At 70.9% G+C, this 22,064-nt stretch carries 25 protein-coding genes; 15 read left to right on the top strand and 10 right to left on the bottom strand.

The window, feature by feature from the left end; translation table 11 throughout:
- Nucleotides 1-1,227: a sensor histidine kinase gene (locus tag ACH4SP_RS01705; protein ID WP_398408181.1), complete on the bottom strand. Its 1,227-nt coding sequence runs from the start codon at nucleotides 1,225-1,227 to the stop codon at nucleotides 1-3.
- Nucleotides 1,228-1,352: 125 nt separating this feature from the next.
- Nucleotides 1,353-2,015 (bottom strand): response regulator transcription factor, encoded by a 663-nt coding sequence (locus ACH4SP_RS01700; protein WP_398408180.1) that lies wholly within the window; start codon nucleotides 2,013-2,015, stop codon nucleotides 1,353-1,355.
- A gap of 177 nt (nucleotides 2,016-2,192) precedes the next feature.
- Here ACH4SP_RS01700 and ACH4SP_RS01695 point away from each other — a divergent pair, with 177 nt between their 5' ends.
- From ACH4SP_RS01695 to ACH4SP_RS01680, 4 genes are all read left to right on the top strand, one after another.
- A complete protein-coding gene (locus ACH4SP_RS01695) occupies nucleotides 2,193-3,632 on the top strand; it encodes an ABC transporter permease (protein WP_398408179.1) in 1,440 nt (479 codons plus the stop codon).
- A 100-nt stretch (nucleotides 3,633-3,732) separates the two neighbouring features.
- A complete protein-coding gene (locus ACH4SP_RS01690) occupies nucleotides 3,733-4,395 on the top strand; it encodes an ABC transporter ATP-binding protein (protein WP_398409488.1) in 663 nt (220 codons plus the stop codon).
- 96 nt (nucleotides 4,396-4,491) lie between these two features.
- Nucleotides 4,492-5,535, top strand: a complete 1,044-nt coding sequence (locus ACH4SP_RS01685; protein ID WP_398408178.1) for a MerR family transcriptional regulator — start codon at nucleotides 4,492-4,494, stop codon at nucleotides 5,533-5,535.
- A 55-nt stretch (nucleotides 5,536-5,590) separates the two neighbouring features.
- Nucleotides 5,591-6,886, top strand: coding sequence for an MFS transporter (locus ACH4SP_RS01680; RefSeq protein WP_398408177.1), 1,296 nt, complete (start codon nucleotides 5,591-5,593; stop codon nucleotides 6,884-6,886).
- Between the two features lie 24 nt (nucleotides 6,887-6,910).
- On the opposite strand, the gene ACH4SP_RS01675 is transcribed toward ACH4SP_RS01680, so the two are convergent.
- From ACH4SP_RS01675 to ACH4SP_RS01665, 3 genes are all read right to left on the bottom strand, one after another.
- Nucleotides 6,911-7,570: an OmpA family protein gene (locus ACH4SP_RS01675; protein WP_398408176.1), complete on the bottom strand. Its 660-nt coding sequence runs from the start codon at nucleotides 7,568-7,570 to the stop codon at nucleotides 6,911-6,913.
- Nucleotides 7,567-8,160, bottom strand: a complete 594-nt coding sequence (locus ACH4SP_RS01670; protein ID WP_398408175.1) for a hypothetical protein — start codon at nucleotides 8,158-8,160, stop codon at nucleotides 7,567-7,569. Before ACH4SP_RS01670 ends, ACH4SP_RS01675 begins: the two co-directional genes overlap by 4 nt.
- A gap of 212 nt (nucleotides 8,161-8,372) precedes the next feature.
- Nucleotides 8,373-9,008: a hypothetical protein gene (locus ACH4SP_RS01665; protein WP_398408174.1), complete on the bottom strand. Its 636-nt coding sequence runs from the start codon at nucleotides 9,006-9,008 to the stop codon at nucleotides 8,373-8,375.
- A 91-nt stretch (nucleotides 9,009-9,099) separates the two neighbouring features.
- On the opposite strand from ACH4SP_RS01665, the gene ACH4SP_RS01660 reads away from it, so the two are divergent.
- Genes ACH4SP_RS01660 through ACH4SP_RS01650 form a run of 3 tightly spaced genes read left to right on the top strand, consistent with a single transcriptional unit; the run spans nucleotide 9,100 to nucleotide 11,821 of the window.
- Complete coding sequence (locus tag ACH4SP_RS01660) at nucleotides 9,100-9,930, top strand: hypothetical protein (RefSeq protein WP_398408173.1); 831 nt, start codon at nucleotides 9,100-9,102, stop codon at nucleotides 9,928-9,930.
- Entirely contained in the window at nucleotides 9,927-11,162 is a 1,236-nt protein-coding gene (locus ACH4SP_RS01655; protein WP_398408172.1) for a sensor histidine kinase, read from the top strand. The genes ACH4SP_RS01660 and ACH4SP_RS01655 overlap by 4 nt, the downstream gene beginning before the upstream one ends.
- A 17-nt stretch (nucleotides 11,163-11,179) precedes the next feature.
- Entirely contained in the window at nucleotides 11,180-11,821 is a 642-nt protein-coding gene (locus ACH4SP_RS01650) for a response regulator (protein WP_398409486.1), read from the top strand.
- A 119-nt stretch (nucleotides 11,822-11,940) separates the two neighbouring features.
- Here ACH4SP_RS01650 and ACH4SP_RS01645 read toward each other — a convergent pair whose 3' ends face one another.
- The 3 genes from ACH4SP_RS01645 to ACH4SP_RS01635 all read right to left on the bottom strand — a co-directional run bounded on the left by ACH4SP_RS01645 (nucleotide 11,941) and on the right by ACH4SP_RS01635 (nucleotide 13,233).
- Nucleotides 11,941-12,408 carry a pyridoxamine 5'-phosphate oxidase family protein gene (locus ACH4SP_RS01645; RefSeq protein WP_398408171.1) on the bottom strand — a complete coding sequence of 156 codons (468 nt, stop codon included), beginning with the start codon at nucleotides 12,406-12,408 and terminating at the stop codon, nucleotides 11,941-11,943.
- Between the two features lie 70 nt (nucleotides 12,409-12,478).
- On the bottom strand, nucleotides 12,479-12,622 hold the full coding sequence (locus tag ACH4SP_RS01640; RefSeq protein ID WP_398408170.1) for a hypothetical protein: 144 nt from the start codon (nucleotides 12,620-12,622) through the stop codon (nucleotides 12,479-12,481).
- Nucleotides 12,623-12,858: 236 nt separating this feature from the next.
- Nucleotides 12,859-13,233 (bottom strand): DoxX family protein, encoded by a 375-nt coding sequence (locus ACH4SP_RS01635; RefSeq protein WP_398408169.1) that lies wholly within the window; start codon nucleotides 13,231-13,233, stop codon nucleotides 12,859-12,861.
- A 99-nt stretch (nucleotides 13,234-13,332) separates the two neighbouring features.
- Between ACH4SP_RS01635 and ACH4SP_RS01630 the strand changes: the two genes are divergently transcribed.
- Together ACH4SP_RS01630 and ACH4SP_RS01625 are read left to right on the top strand one after the other, a co-directional pair.
- On the top strand, nucleotides 13,333-14,232 hold the full coding sequence (locus ACH4SP_RS01630) for a LysR family transcriptional regulator (protein ID WP_398408168.1): 900 nt from the start codon (nucleotides 13,333-13,335) through the stop codon (nucleotides 14,230-14,232).
- A 78-nt stretch (nucleotides 14,233-14,310) separates the two neighbouring features.
- Entirely contained in the window at nucleotides 14,311-15,834 is a 1,524-nt protein-coding gene (locus ACH4SP_RS01625; protein WP_398408167.1) for an MFS transporter, read from the top strand.
- Here the strand turns inward: ACH4SP_RS01625 and ACH4SP_RS01620 are convergent.
- A complete protein-coding gene (locus ACH4SP_RS01620) occupies nucleotides 15,824-17,035 on the bottom strand; it encodes a beta-ketoacyl-[acyl-carrier-protein] synthase family protein (RefSeq protein ID WP_398408166.1) in 1,212 nt (403 codons plus the stop codon). The genes ACH4SP_RS01625 and ACH4SP_RS01620 overlap by 11 nt on opposite strands.
- A 176-nt stretch (nucleotides 17,036-17,211) precedes the next feature.
- The gene (locus ACH4SP_RS01615) at nucleotides 17,212-17,769 is read right to left on the bottom strand and encodes a quercetin 2,3-dioxygenase (protein WP_398408165.1); all 558 of its coding nucleotides are present in this window, start codon (nucleotides 17,767-17,769) and stop codon (nucleotides 17,212-17,214) included.
- 129 nt (nucleotides 17,770-17,898) lie between these two features.
- Here ACH4SP_RS01615 and ACH4SP_RS01610 point away from each other — a divergent pair, with 129 nt between their 5' ends.
- The 6 genes from ACH4SP_RS01610 to ACH4SP_RS01585 all read left to right on the top strand — a co-directional run bounded on the left by ACH4SP_RS01610 (nucleotide 17,899) and on the right by ACH4SP_RS01585 (nucleotide 21,991).
- Nucleotides 17,899-18,399 (top strand): MarR family winged helix-turn-helix transcriptional regulator, encoded by a 501-nt coding sequence (locus ACH4SP_RS01610; protein ID WP_398408164.1) that lies wholly within the window; start codon nucleotides 17,899-17,901, stop codon nucleotides 18,397-18,399.
- A 79-nt stretch (nucleotides 18,400-18,478) separates the two neighbouring features.
- A complete protein-coding gene (locus tag ACH4SP_RS01605) occupies nucleotides 18,479-18,796 on the top strand; it encodes a hypothetical protein (protein ID WP_398408163.1) in 318 nt (105 codons plus the stop codon).
- 50 nt (nucleotides 18,797-18,846) lie between these two features.
- Nucleotides 18,847-19,659, top strand: coding sequence for a class I SAM-dependent methyltransferase (locus tag ACH4SP_RS01600; RefSeq protein ID WP_398409484.1), 813 nt, complete (start codon nucleotides 18,847-18,849; stop codon nucleotides 19,657-19,659).
- A 166-nt stretch (nucleotides 19,660-19,825) separates the two neighbouring features.
- A complete protein-coding gene (locus tag ACH4SP_RS01595) occupies nucleotides 19,826-20,299 on the top strand; it encodes an NUDIX hydrolase (RefSeq protein ID WP_398408162.1) in 474 nt (157 codons plus the stop codon).
- A gap of 130 nt (nucleotides 20,300-20,429) precedes the next feature.
- Nucleotides 20,430-21,515 carry a dihydrodipicolinate reductase gene (locus tag ACH4SP_RS01590; RefSeq protein ID WP_398408161.1) on the top strand — a complete coding sequence of 362 codons (1,086 nt, stop codon included), beginning with the start codon at nucleotides 20,430-20,432 and terminating at the stop codon, nucleotides 21,513-21,515.
- On the top strand, nucleotides 21,506-21,991 hold the full coding sequence (locus ACH4SP_RS01585; protein WP_398408160.1) for a carboxymuconolactone decarboxylase family protein: 486 nt from the start codon (nucleotides 21,506-21,508) through the stop codon (nucleotides 21,989-21,991). Before ACH4SP_RS01590 ends, ACH4SP_RS01585 begins: the two co-directional genes overlap by 10 nt.
- The last annotated feature ends 73 nt before the right edge of the window (nucleotides 21,992-22,064 follow it).

Raw genomic sequence — 22,064 nt, 5'->3', positions numbered from 1 at the left:
TCACGCGGCCGGGCGCAGCACCGGCAGTTCGACCCGTACCGTGAGGCCGCCGCCCGGGTTCGCGGTGGCCGTGACCGTGCCGTGGTGGGCCGAGACGATCGACCGGACGATGGCCAGGCCGAGACCGTGGCCGGAGAGGTCGCTGCCGACCCGGGGCTGCGCCCGGTAGAAGGGCTCGAAGAGCCGGTCCGCCACAGCGGCTTCGACGTGCGGTCCGGTGTTCTCGATCTCCAGGACCACCGCCTTCTCCCGGAAGACGGCCAGCTGGACCGAGCCCGCCACCGGCACGTTGTGGGCGAGGGCGTTGTCGAGGAGGTTGAGGACCAGCTGCCGCAGCAGGGTGGCGTTTCCGGCGATGTCGCAGTCGAGTTCGGTCTCGGTGTCCACGTCGAGGCGGATGCCGTACGTCAGGGCCTGCCCGGCGCGTTCGGCGACGGCCCGTTCCGCGAGCTCGGCGAGGTCCACCGGGTTGGGGTCGAAGGGGGTGTGCTCCGCACTCGCCAGGTCGAGCAGGGCCCGTACGACGCTGATGTTGCGCTCGTTGATCTCCCGCAGCATCGGGGTGAGTTCCGCGAACTCCTCACCCGTGGGGTCGGCGGCGGCGACCTGGAGGACGGCCCGGGTGGTGGCCAGCGGGGTGAGCAGCTCGTGCGAGGCGTTCGCGGCGAACCGCTGGTGCGCGGCGAAGGACTCCTCCAGCCGGGCCAGCATCGTGTCGAAGGTGTCGGCGAGCCGCTTGAGCTCGTCCTCGGGGCCCTCGGCTTCGATACGTTCCCCCAGATTGCCCTCGGCGGCCTTCGCCGCGGCGGCGCTGATGGTGTGCAGGGGCGCGAGCAACCGTTGGGAGAGGAGCCAGCCGGCGCCGAGGCCGACCGCCATCACCAGGAGCACACCGCCGACGGACACCGCCAGGACGGTGCTCCAGACGTCTTCCTTGGTGGAGATGCCACGGGAGGAATCGGCCTCCTCGCCGCGCAGCAACTCCGGTTCCACTGCATGAGGGAACTGCCCTGCGGGCTCCGAAGCGGACGCGGACGGAACAGGGTGTCCGGGCCGGAAGGAGCCCTCGGGTGCGATCACGGTCGTACTGAAGTCGTACGTCGGCAGGAAGCGCATCCCGACGTAGATGATCGCGACCATCAGCGCCGCGCACACTCCGAGCGCGGCACCGAAACCGAGGAAGAGACGGCCGTGGATGCTCAGCGTCCGCCGCCGCGGCGCACGCAACCGGAACGGCGACCCGGGCCGGAACCAGACCCGCGACCCGGGCCGGAACCAGACCCGCGACCCGGGCCGGAACCGGAACCACGGCCGGAACCATGACCGGACCCGCGACACGCCCGCGGGCCGCTTCACTCGGTGCCCAGGTAGTAGCCCGCGCTGATCGCCGTCCGCACCAGCGGCGGTTCGCCGAGCTTCTTGCGCAGGGTGTGCACCACCAGACGTACCGCGTTGGTGAAGGGGTCCGTGTGCGCGTCCCAGGCCTTGTCCAGGAGGTACTCGGCGCTCAGCACCCCGCCGTCGGCGCGCATCAGGAGTTCCAGGACGGCGAGTTCCTTGGGCGTGAGCCGGATCTCGGTGCCCGCCCGGTCGACCCGGCGGCGGTGCGTGTCGAAGGTGACGTCGGCGAAGGTGAGGACGGGGGAGTGGGCCATGGGGCTGCGGCGGTACAGGGCCCGCAGCCGGGCGACCAGTTCGGGGAAGTCGAAGGGTTTGGGGAGGTAGTCGTCGGCGCCGAGGCCGAGCCCCTCGACCTTGTCGCCGAGCCGTCCCGCGGCGGTCAGCATGAGGATGCGGCAGCCGAGGTCCATGGCGACGATCCGGCGGCACACCTCGTCGCCGTGCACACCGGGCAGGTCCCGGTCGAGGACCACCGCGTCGTAGTCGTGGACGGCGACCCGCTCCAGGGCCGTCGCCCCGTCGTGCACGACGTCGACCGCGATGGCCTCCCGGCGCAGCCCGATCTCCAGGACCCGCGCCATGTACTGCTCGTCCTCGACCACCAGTACGCGCACGCCCGACAACCTTTTCTTTTCATTAATTCGCTGGGTATTTCCGGTACGCCGCCACCGGAATCGGGCACGTACCGGAACCGTCTTATCAAACGGCGCATTTGAACCGTGTATGAGACGCCCGGTGCGGGCGCCATTCGCAAACGTCCCGCAAAAGTCCGCCCTCCTAGCGTGGCGTTCATGAATCTCTTCAAACGAGCCTGGTGGCGGCTGCGCGGCCACCTCGGCAAAACAGTGATGCTCGTCGGCCTGTTCTTCGTCATCTGCGCCCTGGTCCTGTCCGGCTTCCTGATCCAGTCCGCGGCGGCCCGTGCCGCTGAGACGGCCAAGCACAGCGTGGGCGTCGTGGCCACGATGCAGCTGGATCTGAACGCGCTGATCAGCTCGGGAAAGATGAAGAAGCCGGAAGGGGGCCAGGGCGGCATGATCGGTGCCGAGGCCGATCTGTCCCGCGGCCTGGTGGACAAGGTCTGCGAATCGTCCGTCGTGGAGAAGTGCAATTACACGAAGGACGGTGTCGCGGCCCCCACGGATCAGGTCAAGCTCCATCAGCCGGTTCCGCCGCCCGCCGGCCAGGACAGTGGCGGTGTGGACTTCTTCAAGGCCGACGGCATCCGCGACCTGAACGCCGTCTCGGCATTCCGCAACGGCGAATCGAAGCTCGTTTCAGGCTCGGCGATCAAGCCGGACAGCAAGAGCGACATGGTCGTCATCGAGGAGCGGGTGGCCAAGGACAACGGACTGAAGGTCGGCGACAAGATCAAGCTGAACGCCAACATCCAGCAGCCCGACGGCAGGCTTGGCACCAAGGAGACCGGCTTCACCGTCGGTGGCATCTACCGGAGCAGCAGCGCCGATCCCGGCTCGTACGTCCCGCCGATGGCAGCGCCCTCGAACCAGATCTACGTCACCCCGGACGGCGCGACCCGCCTCGACGGCAAGGAGCTGAAGGCCGGCGGCGGGGTCGTCAAGCAGGCCACCTTCACCCTGCGCGACCCCTCCGACCTGGGCCGGCTCAAGAAGGACGCCGAGGCGGCCGGGATCGACCTCAAGATCTTCCCGCTGGCCGTCAACGACAAGCAGTACCAGGCCCTGGTCGGACCGATCAGCAAGACGGCCGACTTCGCCTCCGTCACGGTCTGGCTGGTCGCCGTGGCCGGCACCGTCATCCTCGCCCTGATCATCGCCTCGAACATGCGCGAACGCCGCAAGGAGCTGGGCATTCTGCTCTCGCTCGGCGAGAAGAAGCCCAGACTGCTCGGCCAGCACCTGGTGGAGGTGGTCGCCTGCGCGGTCCTGGCGGTCGGTTTCGCCGCCGCGGGGAGCCAGTTGCTCTCCCAGGCCATCGGCAACCAGCTGCTCGCGGGAGAGGTTTCCGCCGCCAACGAGTCCGCCGCGAACGAGGCCAACAAGCCCGACCCCTCCGACCCCACCGGCGGTGCCAACAAGGAGAACACCCCGAAGGTCGCCCCGATCGACGAGATGGACATCCGGCTGGGCGCGGCGGACATCACCAAGGTCGGCCTCACCGGCCTCGGCATCGCGGCCCTGGCCACGATCGTCCCCGGCACCCGGATCCTCCGCCTCAATCCGCGCGACATCCTCACGAAGGGCGAGTGACGTGAGTACTCCGATACGAAGGACGAGTGACGTGAGCACCCCGACCGCTCCCGGAACGACCACCAACACCGCCAACACCGCCAACACCACCACCACTCCGATCCTCCAGCTCACCGGCCTCAGCCGCACTTACCCGTCGGGCAGTGGCCGCCGCACCGTGCTCAAGGACGTCAACCACTCCTTCGAGGAGGGCCGGATGTACTCCGTCATCGGCCCCTCCGGCAGCGGCAAGACCACCCTCCTCTCGCTCGCCAGCGGACTCGACTCGCCGACCAGCGGCAGTGTCCGCTTCCGTGGCGCCGACGTCGCCGAGATCGGCCTCGGCCGGTACCGCAACCGCCATGTGGCCACGGTCTTCCAGTCGTTGAACCTGCTCACGTACATGACGGCCGTCCAGAACATCACCTCCGCGATGGAGATCACCGGCGTGCGGGGCGTCCACAGGAAGCAGCGCGCCGTGGAACTCCTCGGCCTGCTCGGCGTGGACGAGGAGGACCGGCACCGCAAGACGCTGGAACTCTCCGGCGGCCAGCAGCAGCGCGTCGCGATCGCCCGCGCCCTCGCCTGCGAGGTCGACATCCTCTTCGCCGACGAGCCCACCGGCAGCCTCGACCAGGACACCGCCGACGGAATCATCGAGGTGTTCCGCAAGCTGGCGCACGACGAGGGCAAGTGCGTGATCCTGGTGACCCACTCGCGCGAGGTGGCGGACGCGTCGGACGAAGTGGTCCGCCTCAAGCGGGGCAGGCTCATGACGACATAGGCGGCGACACGGTCAATCCGGGCGGGAACGGCGGTACGAGCGGTAAGGGCGAGGGCGCTTGAGTCTCCAGTAGGTGGAGACACCAAGCTGATCCGCATGAACAGCCACAGCCACAGCCACAGTCACGGCAACGGCCACAGCAACGGCACGACGACCGCCGCTCCCGCCCTCTACCCGATCGGCGAACTGGCCCGCCGCACCGGGCTCTCGGTCAGGACCATCCGGTTCTACTCCGACGCCGGGATCGTCACGCCCACCAGCCGCAGCCCGAGCGGCTACCGGCTCTACGGAACCGACGCCGTCGCCCGTCTCGACCTCGTACGGACCCTGCGCGAACTGGGCCTCGATCTGCCGACCGTCCGCAAGGTCGTGGACCGGGAAGTCGCGTTGCCCGAGGTCGCGGCGGCGCACGTGGAAGCACTCGACGTACAGATCCGCGCCCTGCGCCTGCGCCGGGCGGTGCTCACCGCCGTGGCCAGGCGCGGGCCGTCACCCGAGGAGTTGGATCTCATGCACCGGCTGGCCAAGCTCTCCGAGGACGAACGCCGCCGCCTGATCGGCGAGTTCCTCGACACCGTCTTCGACGGTCTGCACGCCCACCCCGCCTTCACGGCCGTCATCCGTTCGATGACCCCGGAACTGCCCGACGACCCCTCCACGGAGCAGGTCGAGGCCTGGGTGGAACTCGCCGAGCTGTTCCAGGACCCCGCCTTCCGCACCAGCGTCCAGGGCATGGCCCAGGACCTGGCGGTCGACCGCGCGCCCGACGACGCCACGGGCCTGCCCCGCATCCTCGCCGAAGCCGTACGCTCGCTGGCCGAACCTGCCCTGGCGGACGGCGTCGACCCGGCATCCCCGCAGGCCGCCCGGATCGTCGACGCCCTCGCCGCCCACTACGCGCGCATGGTCGCCCGCCCCGACGACGCGGCCCTGCGCACCCGGTTGATCGACCGGCTGACCAGCATGAACGACCCCCGCAGGGACCGCTATCTGCACCTTCTCGCGATCGTGAACGGCTGGATCGCCCCGGAAAGCCTCACTCCTGCCCTCGCCTGGACCGTCCGCGCGATGCATGCACAAGGCGGCGGTGACGGTGACGGCGAGGCCGAGACCGGGAGCAGCAGCACCTCCACCGGCTGACCGACTGCCTGACCGCCACTGCCATGCCCTCCTCCCGGACCGAGGAAGCGAACCCATGCCCACCACTCCGCCGTTCCGGCCCCCCGCCCACCACTCCGCCCAGCCCTCTGCCCCGCCCTCGCCACCTCGCGTGCGCTCCCGTCAACTCCCCGCGACGTACCGGCATTTGATGAGCATCCCCGGCTTCTGGCGGATCGCCCTCCTCGGCCTCGCCTCCAAGCTGCCCGCCGGGATGCTGAGCCTGAGCCTTCTGCTGCTGGTCGTCCGCCACTATTCGTACGGCACCGCAGGGCTGGCGGTGGGCGGCCTCGCGGTCGGGCAGAGCCTGACCGGACCTCTGCGTGGGCGTCTCGTCGACCGGCATTCCCCGCGTACCGTCCTGCTGAGCTGCCTCGGCGGCCACCTGGCCGCCCTCGCCCTCCTGCTCCTGGCGGTGTACGGACGCGGCGCCGTGCTCACGGTCCTGGCCCTGGCCACGCTGGCCGGGGCCACCGCGCCTCCCGTCGCCGTCATGATGCGTACGGTCTGGCACCCCCTGACCGGCCCCCGCACGCTGGCGACCGCGATGGCGCTGGACTCGGCCATGATGGGCGCCGCGCTCATCGCCGGGCCCGTGCTGGCGAGTTGGCTCAGTCTGTCCTTCTCGGCTGCCGTGCCGTTCCTCGTCGTCGCGGTGCTGTCCACCTGCGTCGTCGTACGCCTGGGCAACGTGCCTCTGGGGCAAGGGAGTTCACGCAGCTCCAGCACCGAAAGCGGACGTCGATCCGGTCGGCTCCCCTCCGGTCGGCTTCCCTCCGGTCCGCTCCGACGCCTCCTCGCCGCGAACGGCCTCTTCGTCGCGGCCGTGACCGCCGTCGACGTCGTCCTGCCGATGTACGCGAAGGAGCACGGCGCGGCCCCGTACACCGGCCTCTACCTGGCGACCCTCTCCGTGGGGAGCGTCCTCGGCAGCCTCCTTCTGGGCGCGGTGCCCCGGCTGCTGTCCCGGAGACGCCAGATTCCCTTACTGCTCTGTGCCTTCGCCGTCGGAACGGGCGTGGTCGCAGCGGCCTCCCTCCTCTCCCCGCTCGCGGTCCTGCTGCTCTGCCCACTGGCCGGCCTGGCCATCGGTTCTGCCTTCGGAGCGCTGCGCACGGTCGGCGGAGAGCTCGCGCCGCCGGGGCGCAGCACCGAGACGATGTCCTGGCTCGCGAGCTTCGACACGGCCGGGGGCGCGGTGGGCGCGGCGGTGTTCGCGCAACTCGCCGATACGGGCGGAAGCCGGACGGCACTCGGGCTGGTGCCGCTGGTCGTGGTACTGGCGGGCGTGATCGGATGGAGCGTTGTCCGCACAGGCACTGCCACGAGCTGAAGGCCAGGCGTCGACCGGCTGCGCCTACTTCTCCGTCCCCCGCCCGAACGAGATCTCCACCCGTCGGTTCTTCTTCCGGCCCTCCTCGGTGGAGTTGTCCGCGATGGGGTCGTCCTCGCTCTTGCCGACCACCTCGTAGGCGATCCCGGACGCACCCAACTCCGCGGCGAGCGCCTTGTGCACGGCCTCGGCGCGCTGTGTGGAGAGGGTCTTGCCGTGGGCGTACGTCCCGAGGTTGTCGGTGAAGCCGCGGACCGTGACCTTTCGGGGGGCGTTCTCCCCGATCTCCTTGGCGACCTCGGTGATCCGGGCGTCGGCGCGGACGTTCAGTTTCGCGCTGTCCTTGGCGAAGAGGACCTCGGACTGGAGGGTCAGTTTGATGTCGTCGTTCGATTCCTGGCGCCCCGAGTCGCCGGACAGGTCCTCGGAGACCGAGAGGATGTCGACCACCACCGGAGGGGCCAGTTCCGCGCCCTCCTTCAGTTCCAGGACCTCGGCGTGCGGATCGACCGGGACCGGCGGCGGCTCGGGCGAGGCGCTGGGAGAGGGGGCGGCGCTGGGCGAGGGGGCGGCGCGGGCCGCGGGGGCGTCGTGCAGGCCGAGGTAAGTCGTCAGGCACACGGCGGTGAGTGCGCAGGCCGTGAGTCGGGCGGCAGCGGTGCGTGCCGTCGTCGCCGGCCTCACTGCGCGGCCGTGATCTTGACGGGGACGGTGCCGAAGGTCGGCATGGCGAAGTCGACCTCCGTGGTGCCCTCCGGCGGCGCCGGGAACTGGACGAAGACCGGGGCCTTGTCGCCGGGCTGGAAGACCGTGTGGAACTGGTTGCACAGGCAGTTGCCCTGGGTGTCCCGGAGCGGGTAGTAGCGCTTCTTGCCCTTGAGGTCCGCCAGGGAGGCGCCCGACGAGGAGTAGCCGTTCTTCAACGACAGATCATTGCCGCCGGTCCAGTGGTCGGTGTTCAGCGCCGTCTTGCCGTCGTTGCGCATCTCGCCGCGGACGGTCACCACACCGCCCTCGTACCGCTGTACGGAGTCGATGGTGAGCACCGCGCCGTTCGCGCCCTTCATCTCCAGGCCCATGCTCTTGGGGTTCGCGGCGGCCGGCTTTCCGGCACCGGACTCTTCGGTACCCGCCTTCTCGGTACCCGCCTTTTCGGCGGCCGGGTTCTTGCCGTTCGGCGCACCACCCGGGTCGCCAGCCCCGCATGCGCTCAGCGAAAGCGTTACGACCGCAACGAGACCGACGGCGGCCACCTTCGCCCCGACTTGCGCCATACCGTGCCGACTTCGGTGCCCACGGGCGGTCCAGGCCTGTATCTCACGCATCATGCTTCCCCCTTGTTCCCCGTTCACTGCAACGCGTTGCACAGTAGCGTATGCGAACGCTCTGGGGCAGGGGAGTTGGACCATCAGTGCTCTCAGTGCTCTCAGTGCTCTCAGTACCGTCAGTTCCCTCAGCGCCGTCAGTGCCCTCAGAGCTCACAGGCCTAGTACGCCCCACCTCGGAAGTACAGGTTCCGCTGTGGCTGCGGCCGTTCCCCCTGTTCGTACGCCGCATCCGAGCGGTCCGCCGGAGCCGACCGTTCCGCCAGTTCCCGCAAGCGCTCAAGACCGGCCAGTACCTCCGACCGGTTCTCGGCCCGTTTCAGCCAGGCCGCCAGGCGCGGAACCATCGCGCTCGTCGAACCACCTGCCCGGCCCCGCTCGCGCAGCCGCGCCCCCACGTAGGCGGTCAGCTCTGCCACGTGCTCCTCGTTGTACGCCCACAGCACCCGCCCCGCGCAGCGGGTCTGCAACCACAACGGCCGCCGGAAGAACGGATCCTCGGTGCCGCCCACATCCACCCCGCGCAGCGCCCTTCCCTCCGTCTCCGCCTCCCACTCGGCGACCGTTCCGCATCCGGCGCAGGCCAGTCGGCGCGGCCGGAACAGCAGCTCGGTGGAGTACTTCAGTACGGGCAGGCCCGGCCGGGGCACGACGGCCGCACGCCCGCCGCAGCCCGGACACACCACGTACAACCGCTCCGTGAACCGCACCAGCCACACGCCGGATTCGCGATGACGGACGGGACCGGCGGCGGAGGGGGTGTCAATCCCCGTAGGGGTGCTGGAATCGGAGTTCATCCGGCACACGATGCCAGCCGCAACCAAAGAGACACCTGCCCGTATCCATCGGAGGATGTGCCCGCGCGACCCGGAGTCCAGGCTGCTGGTCATGCCCATACGCACTCGGATACGCACGCAGAACACGTCCGCTTCCACGCACGGCTCGTCGCAGACTCCTGCCCACGTCCACCGCAACGCCTGGTTCCCGGGAAGGAGCATCGGAGGAGCGAGTCTCGTTCTCGGCTCCCTCGTGTGGTGCGCCGGGCTGCTGCTGCGGTACCTGGCCTTCAGGACCGCGGGCTTCACACCGGAGCAACTGGCGTGGTTCGACCAGCAGCCGTTCGCCGCTCCCGGCCAACTGGCGGCGTACGAAGCCAATCCCGCTCTGGTCACGGCCGGTTACGGCTGCTTCGCCGCGGGAGCCGTCCTGCTGTGCCCCGCCTTCGTCACACTCGCCCGGATCGTCGCCGTACGTGCCCCGAAGCTCGCGTGCGTCGGTGGCACGCTCGTCGTGGTGGGCCTGTTCTCCCGCCTGTACTGGGCCGGGGTCGACCACACCGCCTTCCAGCTGGTCGAACAGCTGGGGCTCGACCGGGCCACCACGATGGTGATGGACACCTACGCGGACATCTCCTACGGGCCCTGGCGGGTCCCCATCACGGCCGCCTTCGGCCTGTACATCGGCACGTTCGTACTCGTCGTCGGGGCCTACCGGTCGGGAACGTTCGGTACGGGTCGGCTGTTGCTGTTCCTCCTCGCGGGAACGCTGTGGACCGGCGCGCTCAAGGAGAGCCACCTCTTCGGCGTCGCCGTGTCCGGTCTGCTGTGCCTGGTGTTCGTACCCCTGGGTGTGCGGGTGCTCCGTGGCACCGTGCCCGAGCTGCTCGCTCAGGGGCCGCCCGCGACCGGCCGCAGGCCGTTGGGGATCCTGAGCTGGTGAGACAACGCGCTTGTGACCGTGGCCGTCCGCCATCGGTACTGACCTGGCTGTTCGGGCCGACCTGGCTGTTCGGGCCGACCTGGCTGTTCGGGCCGACCCGGCTGCCGCGCCGCCTGCACGTCTGGCTGGCTCCCGCCGTCGCGTTCGGCAGTGCCTTCCTCCCGGCGGCTCTCCCCGGTTCGTACGGATCGTACGGGCCCGAGTGGTCGGGGCTCGCCGCGGTGCCCGGCCCTGTCCAGGCCACCGTGGTGGGCGCGTTGGCCGCGGTGGCGATCAGGAGTGTGCCGAAGCGGCTCTGGCCGCTGCTCCTGGTCGCGGCAGTCGATTCCGTGCTCCGGTCGCCGGGGCTGCTGGTCGTGGTCACCTCCTTCGTCGCCGCGACCACGTGTCGACGCCCCCGCCACCTGGTGGTCTTCACCCTGGCCGCGAGCCTGCTGGTCGCGGTGCCGCGGCCGGGCGTCGAGGTCGTCTCCGCGCTCGGCGGCGTGGCGCTGTTCGTCTGGCTTCCGGTCATGGGCGCGCTGTGGAGGGGCGCCCGCAAGCAGGTGGTGGCCGGGCTGCGCGAGCGGGCCGAGCGGCTGGAGCGTGAGCAGGCCGTACGGACCGAGCAGGCCCGTGCCCAGGAACGCGCCCGCATCGCCCGGGACATGCACGACGTGGTGGCCCACCGGGTCTCGCTGATGGTGCTGCGCGCAGGAGCGTTGGAGATCACCGCCACCGAGGAGAAGACCGCGGCGGAGGCGGAGCTCATCCGGACCACGGGCAAGGAGGTGCTCACCCAACTCCGGGCTGTACTGGGAGTATTGACCGAGACGGACGGGGAGGAGCCCTTCCAGCCACGACCGACGCTCGCCGACCTCGAACGGCTGCTCGACCAGTCGAGGTCCGCGGGCGTCCCCGTCGAACGGCGGGACGAGGGCACCGCGAGCGGCGTTCCCACCATGGTGGAGCACGCCGCCTACCGGGTCGTACAGGAAGCACTCACCAACATCCACAAACATGCCGGCCGGGCCGCCACCCAGGTCGTGGTCCGGTACCTGCCCTCGGCGTTGGAGGTCACGATCAGAAACACCGCTGCGAGCGCCGCTTCGAGCAGCCACGCCCCGTCCATGCCCGGCAGCGGACTGGGACTCATCGGCCTGCGGGAGCGTGTCGAGCTGCTCGGCGGGCGCTTCACGGCCGCCCCGGACCCGGCCGGTGGCTTCGTCGTGTCCGCGAAACTGCCGACATGATCCGAGACCTGGCCGACATGATCCGCGTACTGATCGTCGACGACGAAGCCCTCGTCAGGACCGGGCTGCGCATGATCCTCGAAGCCGCCGACGACATCGAGGTGGTCGCCGAGGCGGAGACCGGGGCGGCGGCCGTCACCGCCGTCACCGCACACCGGCCGCGTGTGGTCCTGATGGATGTACGGATGCCAGGCATCGACGGCGTGGCCGCGCTGAAGGAGATCAACCGGCTGTCCGACCCGCCGGCCGTGATCATGCTCACCACCTTCGACCGCGACGAGTACGTGCACAGCGCCCTGCGTGCGAGGGCCGCCGGCTTCCTGCTGAAGGACACCGCACCACGCGACCTGATCGCTGCGGTCCGCGCGGTCGCCGACGGCAGCGCCATGCTCTCGCCGACGGTGACCAGGCGGCTGATCGACGCCTACGCCGAGCAACAGTCCCCGGACTCCCACGCGGCCAGGGAACGGCTGTCGGTACTCACCGAACGCGAACGCACGGTCGTCGACGCGGTCGCCCGCGGACTGGCCAATGCCGAGATCGGCCGCGAGCTGGGCATGGCCGAGACGACCGTCAAAGTCCATGTGAGCCGTTCGCTCACCAAGCTCGGGCTGTCCAACCGGGTGCAGATCGCACTCCTGGTACGCGACTCAGGCTGATGGGGGGTGGACGGCCGGAGCTCCCGCTTCCCGTCCCCACTTCCCGTCCCCACTTCCCGTCCCCACCTCCCGTCCCCGCTTCCCGCCTCCTGTCCCCGCCCCGCTCCTGCTCAACGGACTCAGACGACCCACTGCCCGTCGCCCATCACGTTCCGCCCCCGCAGTTCGTGCTCCCCGTGCCAGGCCTGCACGGCCCGGGGCAGCACCCTGAAGTACGCGTACGGCTTGGCGCTCCGGGCGCTGCGGCGCGGGTCCCACCCCCACTTCGCCGCATAGGCGTCCGCAGCCTCGACGGGCACCTCGTCGGCGCTGAAGGTCTCCACCGCCCCGTCGAAGATCACCACGTCGTCGGTGTTCCCGAACGAGAGTCGGGCCCGCCCGAGCCGGCTCAGATTGCGGCCGGTGGGATTGGTGATCCGGGTCGCCAGCCAGATCGCCTCCCCGTCCCAGCGGAACCACAGCGGCACGAGGTAGGGGATCCCGTCCGCGTCCGCCGTGGCGACCCAGATGTCCGACTCCTTCTCCAGCCGTGCCAGTACGTCGTGCTTGCGCTGCCCCGCGGTTCGGGGCGAGTTGTCGATCTTCATGCCACGGACGCTACCGACCCCCGGAACCCCGCAGGGCGGGACGCCTGGAGTCGCCAGTGCTTCTTGGCCTTCAGCGCTTCTTGGTCTTCTTCTGCTGCGGACGTGTCCACTCGCCACGGTGCAGCTGACACCGCGAATACCCGACCATCGCGGGGTTCTGGCACGGCTTCCCCGTCTTGGTCCTGGTCGACTTGCACTTGACCTGCTTGCCCATGTGTCCTCCCACGGCGCCGGTACGGCGAACGCACCACATGGTCGGGGCAGGGCGGGCGCGGCGCTACGGAATCCGCTTATTTCGACCGATTCACGGCCCGGAGCGGCCGAATCCGTACAGGAGTCGTTGGGCGTCGGCGAAGTACGGCGGCTCGCGGCCGGGCTCGTCGAGGCACTGCGCGGACAGGCGGGAGTTGCGCGGACCGGCGGGAGTTGCGCTGGCAGGCGGGAGCTGCGCTAGCCGGCGGACGCTTCCGTCAGAGCGAGCGCGAGCGAGGCGGCGGCCAGTCCGAAGTAGGTCCCCGGGAAAGCGATGTTGTGGAAGACCCGGGCCCTGACGTGGGCGATCAGTGCGCCGGTGAAGAAGAGCGTGAGGCCGGCCGCGGCGGCGATGCCCAGCGGGCGTACGCCCACCAGGCCGAGCACCAGTCCCACGGCCCCCGCGGCCTTCAGCGTGGCGAGCCAGGGGATCCAGGACCCGGGAACGTGTACCGATGCCGCGTTGGCCTGCACGGACTTCGCCCCGGAGAGGTCGAAGGCCGCCACGCAGACGTTCGCGACGATCGTGAGGACGGTGACGATGACGTAGGCGGTGGACATGGTGGTGGACATGGCGGTGCCTCCGAGCGTGAGCAGGGGAGAGGAGTAGGTCCAACCACCTTCCACCCCAGCTGAGTTGGCGTCCAATACCTGCATCTATAACCTCGTGGAATGGTGATGACCGATGTGGACACCCGCCTGCTGCGCTGTTTCGTCGCCGTGGCGGAGGAGGGCACGCTCACCCGGGCCGCCGAGCGGCTGTACGTCTCGCAGCCCGCGCTGACCAAGCAGGTCAAGCAGCTGGAGGCGCAGCTGGGAGTGGTGCTGTTCGTCCGGTCCCGGGCCGGGATGGCGCTCACCGATGCGGGCCGGGCGCTGGCCGGGCGGGCGCCCGGTCTGCTGGGCGAGTGGGACGAGGTGGTGCGCGCGACCAGGGCCGCGGCGGGCCGGTCGGCGCGGGTGCTGCGGGTCGGATTCGTCGCCAGCGCGGCCAACGAGGCCACGGAGGGGATCGTCGCGGAGTTCGCCCGGCTGCGGCCGGGCTGGCGGGTCGACCTGCGGCAGGCCGGGTGGTCCCGGCCTGCCGCGGGGCTCGCCGAGGGAGAGGTGGACGTGGCGCTGCTGCGACTGCCATTCCCCGGGCAGGAGTCGCTGCGGGTGGAGGAGCTGTTCAGCGAGGACCGGTGGGTCGTGCTCGCGGCCGGTCATCCGCTCGCCGTACGGGACGAGATCGCGTTCCGGGAGCTGTGGGACGAGCCGTTCGTGGCGGCACCGGCCGAGACGGGGGCCTGGCGGGACCACTGGCTGGGCGCCGACGAGCGGGACGGGCGGCCGGTCCGCATCGGCGCGGTCACCGACCAGCCCGACGAATGGCTCAGCGCGATCGCCAACGGTTACGGAATCGCCCTCGCCCCCGAATCCGCCGCCCGCTACTACGCCCGCCCCGGCATCGTCTACCGCCCGGTCAGCGGGGTGGGGCCCACGCGGGTGGGGGTCGTGTGGGCGCCGTCCGACGACGACAACCCGGTGGTCCGGGACTTCGTACGGTGCTGCCTGGCCAGCCGCACGTAGCCGAGGTCGGCACCCCTTCCCTTTCGCTGTAGTGACACTCTAAAGTGTGACTCCAGCGAAAGAGAGAAGGGAGCGGTCATGTCGGCGACCGTGCTGAACGGCAAGAGAGGTGTGCTCCTCCTGCTCACCTCGGTGGAACTCGTGGTCTTCCTGGACGTCTCGATCGTCAACGTCGCCCTGCCCGCCATGGGTGCGGCCCTGGGCCTCGGCGTCGTCGGCCTCGCCTGGATCGGTACGGCCTACCAAGTCACCTTCGGCGGCTTCCAGTTGGGCGCGGGCAGGGCGACCGATCTGCTGGGACGGCGTCGGCTGTTCCGGGCCGGGCTGCTGCTGTTCACCCTCGGGTCGCTACTCGCGGGGCTCGCCGCCTGGCCGTGGCTGCTCATCGCGGCCCGCGCCCTGCAAGGTGTCGGCGCCGCCATCCTCGTACCCGCCGAACTCTCCCTCCTCACCAGCGTGTTCAGCGAACCGGCGGCCTACCGCAGGGCGATGGGCTGGTGGAGCGCGATGGGTGCGGTCGGTGCCGCGGGCGGGGTCGTGCTGGGCGGGTTCATCGTCTCCGTCCTCACCTGGCACTGGATCTTCCTCATCAACGTGCCGATCGGGATCGCCGCCCTGCTGCTCAGCGGTCGGCTGCTGCCGGCCGACGGGCCCCTCGATCCGGCTGCCCGGTCCCGGATGGACCTGCCCGGCATCGCTACCGGCACCGGCGCGCTGCTCCTCGTCGTGTACGCCGTCACGGTGGCGGCGGAGGGCGACACCGGTCCGCGCATGCTCGGCACCGGTGCGGCGGGACTGCTGCTCGCCGCCGCTTTCGTACGGAGGGAGATGCGCACGCGCGAGCCGCTGCTGCCCTTCCGTCTCTTCCGCGACCCGGACGTCACCGGGTCCACCCTGGCCAGCTTCGTCGTGGGCGCCGCGCACGTTCCCGCGTTCGTCTTCCTCGCCCTCTACTTCCAGGAAGTACGCGGCTACAGCCCGCTGGCGAGCGGTCTCGCCGTCCTTCCCGTGGCCGTCGTGAACCTCGTCGTCTCACGTACGGTCATCCCGCCCGCGCTGGCGAAATGGGGGCCACGGGCCGTCCTGACCGGTGGCATGGCCCTGCTCTGCGCCGGGTTGCTGCTGCTCGGCAGGCTGCCCGTGGACGCCTCGTTCGCCGTCGACTACCTCCCGGGTGCGGTGATCTTCGCCGCCGGTCTGCCCGCCGTGTTCGTCGGAGCGACGATGCCCGCGGTGAAGGCGGTCGCCGCACACGAGACCGGGGTGATGTCCGCGGTCGTCAACACCGCTCAACGCATCGGCGCGGGCCTGGGGGTCGCGGTCCTCGCCGCCCTGGCCGCCGACCGTACGGACGCGTCGAGCGCGGGCGGCGCCGCCCACCGGGTCGCCCTCAACGAGGGCTACCGGCTCACCTTCCTCGGCGCGGCAGGACTCGCCGCCCTCGGCGTCCTCGTCGGCATCTGGCTGATCCGGCGCGGCCGCCGGGCCGACGAGGCAGCGGAGCCGGCCGACCGCCGGGGCCACGCACCGCATCCCGGGCGCACGGACCGTACCGACGGCAAGGGCCGCCCGCGCCGCACCGCCGACGACCTCAGCGAGTGAGCACGAGGCTCACGTTGTGCCCGCCGAAGCCGAAGGAATTGGCCAGTACGGCATCCCAGTGGCCCGTCCTGTTCTCACCCCGCACCACGTCCAACTCCACTCGCGGGTCGAGCTGTTCGAGGTTGCGCACGGCGGGCGCGACCCCGTCCCGCAGCGCGAGGAGCGCGGCCATCGCGCCCACCGCGCCGGACGCGCCCAGCATGTGGCCGGTCATCGACTTGGTCGCGGTGACCGACGCGTGCGTACCGACGGCCCGGCGGATCGCCTCCGCCTCCGCCAGGTCGCCGGACTCGGTGGACGTGGCGTGCGCGTGGACGTGCCCGATGTCCCGCGCCGCCACCCCCGCGTCCCGCAACGCCCCCTCGATCGCCTGCACTTGACCGTCCGCGTCCGACGCGGTGATGTGCTCGGCGCTGGACGTCACCGCGCTGCCCGCGAGTGTTCCGTACGTACGGGGGTTACGGCGCGCCCGCGCGAAGTCGGCCCGCTCAAGCACCGCGATCCCCACCCCCTCGCCCATCACGAACCCGCTGCGGTCCACGTCGAACGGCCGGGACACCGCCTCGGGGTCGTCGGAACGCGTCGACAGCGCCTTCATCTGCGCGAACGCGGCCAGTGTGAACGGGTGCAGACACGCCTCCGTGCCGCCCGCCACCACCACGTCCGCCCGGCCCGCCCGGATCAGATCGAGCCCCATCGACAGTGCCTCCGCGCCCGAGGCGCAGGCGCTGACGGGCGTCCTGGCCCCGCCCTTCGCGCCCAGGTCCATGCTGACCCAGGCGGCCGGACCGTTCGGCATCAGCATCGGCACCGTGAACGGAGACAGCCGCCGCGGCCCCGACTCCTCGAACACGTCGTCCTGCCCGAGGGTGGTGAGCACCCCGCCGGTCCCCGTACCGATCACCACCGCCAGCCGCTCGGGCTCCACCTCGGGCGCCCCCGCGTCCTGCCATGCCTCCCGCGCGCCGAGCAGCGCCAACTGCTCGCCCCGGTCCAGCTTCCGTGCCTGCGGGCGCGGCAGCAGCGTGGCCGGATCCACGGTCAGCCCGGCCGCTATCCCTACGGGAAGGTCCGCGGCCCACTTCTCCTCCAGCGCCCGCACCCCCGACCGGCCGGCCAGCATGCCGGCCCAGGTCGACCCGGCGTCCGCGCCCAGCGGTGTCATCGCCCCGATTCCGGTCACCCACACCTGGCTGTCCATTTCGTGCTCCCTCGGCATTGCGTCGTTCACGTCGTTGGAACCGCACAAGATTCCCTGTGGGCTCACGACGATCCTTTCAATGATGTGCCTGAGAGGCATGGGTCATGCCTGTCGATTCACCTCCGGCTCTTTTGTTGGGTGTTCACAAAGTTGGGCGAAGGGGGGAGTGGCTGCCGTCACCTGACGCGCCACTGGTGGTCGGGCAGGAAGCGCACGTCGAACCGGTCCGGCACGGCCTTGAACCTGTGCGGCTCCGGTATCACCGGCTCGCGCGGCAGGCCCAGTTCCTCGGCCGGTGCGCCGAGGTTCTCGAAGAACCGCTCGAAGGTCCCGCCGGGTCCGGCCGCGACGCCGACGACCTGGCTGTGGTTGCGCTCCATGCGGTACGCGTGCTTGCAGTTCTTCGGTACGAAGCCGAAGTCGCCCGGCGTGAGGAGCTTCTCCTGCTGCTCGCCCGCCGTGTCCTCGACGAACAGTCGGACCGCGCCCTGCGTGATGTAGAAGACCTCGTGGGTGTCGGCGTGCAGGTGCGCCGGGATGATGTCGCCCTTGGGGCCCTCGACCGTGAAGAAGTTGAAGGTGTTCTCGGTCTGCTCGCCGCCCGCGTAGACGGTGATCAGATCGCCGAAGAGATGGGCCCGGTCCCCCTCGCCCTTCTCGATGAAGTACGGCTTCGTGGGGTCGGGGGGTATCCGCGAGGTGGTGCGGTAGCGGGTGGCGTACTCGATGGTCATGGGTGCCTTCCGTCCGTGGAGCGTCTGAGAAACGTCAGGCAGCCTGACATGGGGACTGGGTGACGGGCAACCCACGGGCAGGAGTCGATACGATTCGGGCCTGCCGCCCCCGCTCTCCCGAGGCCTCCCATGTACCCGCACCCCACCCGCCGCCGCGCCTTCCCCCAGCTCCTCGGCGACGCCCGGCGCTGGTTCGAGGAAGGGCTGCTGGTCGCGCTGGAGGAGGCCGGTGTCGCGCCCGTATCCCCGGCCCAGCTCCAGCTCTTCGCCGTACTCGACGAGAACGGGACGACGGTCTCGGAGCTGGCCCGCCGGATGGGCGTCACCCGGCAGACCGCCCACCAGGCGGTGCACGGCCTGATCGCCGCCGGCCTGCTCGAACAGCTCCCCGACCCCGCCTCCGCCCGGCAGCGGCTGGTGCGGCGCACGGAGGAGGGCGAGCGCACGCACCGCAGGGCCGAGGCAGTCCTCGCCCGGCTGGAGGACCGGCTCGCCGAACGCATCGGACGGGACGCGGTCGGCGCGCTGCGGACCGCGCTGGAGATGCCGTGGGGCCGACCGCCGGGCCTTGCCGGTGAGCAGCCGGGTTCCGCCGGTGAGCAGCCGGATTCCGACAGCGGGCGCCAGTAGCGGCCGCGGCGGCCTCGGCCTTCCGGCTCACCTGTCCGCGGGGCCGATTTGGCCTGCCCTGCCCGGGTACGGTCCGGGCATGACCACCTACGTCGTGACGCTCCCCGGCACCCTTCTCGGCAGGCTCGACACCGCCGCGCACGCGGAACTCCTGCGCGAGCTCAGCCCCGCCGACCCCCGGCACACCACCCTCGGAGAGGTCGAGCAGCTGGACCGTCTCACGCTCGACGACGAGAACTCGACCTTCGTCATCCGCCTCGAAGTGCACGCGGCCACCAGCAAGGAGGCCGAGGCCCAGGCCCGCCGGATCGCCGTCGCGGCACTGCGCTCGGTGGGCCTGGGCGAGGCCGACGCGCCGATCGGGCCCGCCGCGATCTCCGGAATCGACACCGCGTGAACAGGGGTTCGGCGAAGGGGAGCGCCGGATTCGACCCCACCGTGCGCGACATGATGCGGGCCAACCAGTCCAACTGGGACGCCCGTACCCCCGTCCACCTCGCCAGCCGCTTCTACGACGTGGACTCGCCCGAGGCCCGCCCCGAGCGCTGGTTCGCCGACTACGAATGGGCGGACCTCGGCGACCTCGCGGGCCGCGACGTACTGCACCTCCAGTGCCACCTCGGTACGGAGACCATGGCGTTCGCCACCAAGGGCGCCCGCACGGTCGGCCTCGACCTGTCCGGCGAGTCGGTGGCCGCGGCGAGGCGGCTGGCGGCCAGGGCCGGGCTGCCGGTGACGTACGTACAGGCAAACGTCTACGACGCCCAACAGGCCCTCGGCAAGCGCCGGTTCGACGTCGTCTACACCGGAAAGGGAGCCCTCTGCTACCTCCCCGACCTGGACCGCTGGGCACACACGGTGGCCGCGCTGCTGCGCCCCGGCGGACACCTCTACCTGGCCGAGTTCCACCCTCTCCTCAACGCCCTCGGTCCTTCCCCCGCACCTGGCGAAGGCCCCGAACTCCTGCTCCGCCACGACTACTTGGCGGGACGGGGTGCGGTGGCGAGGGACGCCACCCGTACCTACACCGACGGCCCGCCCGTGCAGGGCGCGACCGACTGCTACGAGTGGATGCACGGCCTGGCCGAAGTCCTCAACGCCTTGACCGGCGCCGGACTCCGCCTCACCCGCCTGCGCGAGAGCGACGAACTGCCCTGGCCCCGCTGGCCGGACATGGTCCGCACCCCGGGCGGCTGGTGGCGCCTGCCCGACACCGCGCCACGCATCCCGCTGCTGTACGCGCTGCTCGCCGAGAAGTAGGGAGTTGGCGCATCGGTCCTGACGTCGTCCTGGAGGTGTCGTGCCCGCGGATCCCGTGCGCGACCTTCCAGGGCCGGCCGGGGCGTGCCGGCTGACTCAAGCTGCCCCGGTCCGCAGGCGTACGGCCGCAGCCGATCGCTCACGAGCACCGGGGTAATCTCCCCGGGTGGATCTGCGACTTGCGGCGTACGCCGTGTGCATCGAGGGCGGGCGGGTGCTGCTCGCCCATGCCGTGGAGCCGGACGGCGACCGGACCTGGACCCTGCCGGGCGGCCGGGTCGAGGACGCCGAAGACCCCTTCGACGCGGTGGTCCGGGAGGTCGCCGAGGAGACCGGGCTGGCCGCCGTGGTCGAACGCCTGCTGGGTGTGGACTCAAGGGTCGTCCCCGCCGCCGAGCGCTGGGTGCCCGGCCGGCCCGCGCTCCAGAACGTCGGCGTCTTCTACCGGGTCCGCATCACCGGCGGCCGGCTCCGCCCCGAGCCGAACGGCGCGACCGCCGGGGCGGTCTGGACCCCGGTCCCCGACGTCACCCGCCTCGGCCGGTCCTCCCTGGTCGACATCGGCCTCGCCCTGGCACTGACCACCCCGGCAACCGGCCACGTCCCCACGGTACCGACCGGCGGCCTGATCCGGCACTGAAGCATCCGGCACTGAGGCATCCGGCACTGAAGCCTCCGGCACTGAGGCGCCTCGAACCGTTCCGGACCGTTCCGGACCGTCGTGTGCACGGCTATGGGAACCGTGCGCCCGCCGCGCTACCCTCCGCCGCATGATTTCCACGGTCGTCTGGGGAACCGGGAACGTCGGCCGCGCGGCCATCCGTGCCGTAGCGGCCCACCCGGCGCTGAAGCTCACCGCCGTACTCGTCCACGACCCGCGCAAGGTCGGTCGTGACGCGGCTCAACTGGCAGGGATCGAAGGGGAGTTGGGGGTACGTGCCACCGACGACATCGGTGCCGTGCTGGCCGCCCGGCCCCGTGCCGTCGTGTACGCCGCCTCCGGCGACCTCCGTCCCGACGAGGCCCATGCGGACGTCGCGCGGGCACTGAGGGCCGGAGCCGTGGTCGTCACCCCCGCCCTCTACGCGCTCTACGACCCGCCGAGCGCCCCGCCCGAACTCCGCGAGCCCCTCCTCACCGCCATCGCGGACGGCGGCGGCTCGCTCTTCGTCTCCGGCGTCGACCCGGGCTGGGGCAACGACGTCCTGCCGCTTCTCGTCAGCGGCCTCGGCTCCACCGTCGACACCATCCGCTGCCAGGAGATCTTCGACTACTCGACGTACGACCAGCCGGAGGCCGTCCGCGATCTGATCGGCATGGGACACCCCATGGAGTACCAGGCACCGATGCTGCTGGAGACCGTGCCGACGATGGTGTGGGGCGGTCAGATACGGCTGCTGGCACGGGCCCTCGGCGTCCCGCTGGACGACATCCGCGAGACGTTGGAGCGCCGGCCGCTCGACGACACGGTCACCACCCGCACCATGGGCAAGTTCGAGGCGGGCACCCAGGGTGCGGTCCGCTTCGAGGTCCAGGGCATCGTCGGCGGCGTTCCCCGGCTGGTCATCGAGCACGTCACCCGCATCCACCCGTCCTGTGCCCCGGACTGGCCCACGCCGCCCGACGGCACCGGCGCACACCGCGTGATCGTCGAGGGCAGACCCCGCATCGAGGTCACCGTCGAGGCGAGCGACGAGGACGAGAACCGGTCTGCGGGCGGCAACGCCACCGCCGTCGGCCGCCTGGTCAACGCCATCGACTGGCTGACGGAAGCGGAACCCGGCCTCTACGACGCCCTCGACGTCCCCCTGCGCCCGGCAGCGGGCAAGCTCGGAAGGAACCAGTCGTGCACCTAGAGATCCCCGAAGGCAAGAACCCCATCGAGTACGTCTGGGGCGACATGGTCCCCGGCATCGGCCCCGCCGCCGCGAACTTCTCCCTCGCCGTCTACGCCCACACCACCCTCGGCCTGCGCGAGTTCGAGGCGGCGCGGCTGCGGATCGCGCAGCTCAACGGGTGCCTGTTCTGCCTGGACTGGCGGACCGACCGGGACGGCGAGAAGGTCGAGGAGGGGTTCGCCGACGCCGTGGACCACTGGCGCACCGCCGACGACTTCGACGACCGTACGAAACTGGCCGCCGAGTACGCCGAGCGGTACGCCCTGGACCACCACGGCCTCGAAGGGGACGAGGACTTCTGGGCCCGGATGTCCGCGCACTACACCCAGACCGAGATCGTCGAGCTGACCATGAGCCTCGGCTCCTGGCTCGCCTTCGGCCGCCTCAACCGCGTACTGGGTCTTGACGCGCGGTGCGTACTGCCGGGGCACTGACCCGGTCCCGTACCGCGCCGACCGAGGCCCTGCGCGATGCGGTCAGGGGAAGTGCAACGGGCAACCACCCCGC

It is taken from the genome of Streptomyces sp. NPDC021093 (assembly GCF_044333135.1).
In the GTDB taxonomy this organism is placed as follows: Bacteria; Actinomycetota; Actinomycetes; order Streptomycetales; family Streptomycetaceae; genus Streptomyces.
Note: the sequence above shows the minus strand (reverse complement) of the source record. Positions and strands in the feature narration are given on the sequence as shown.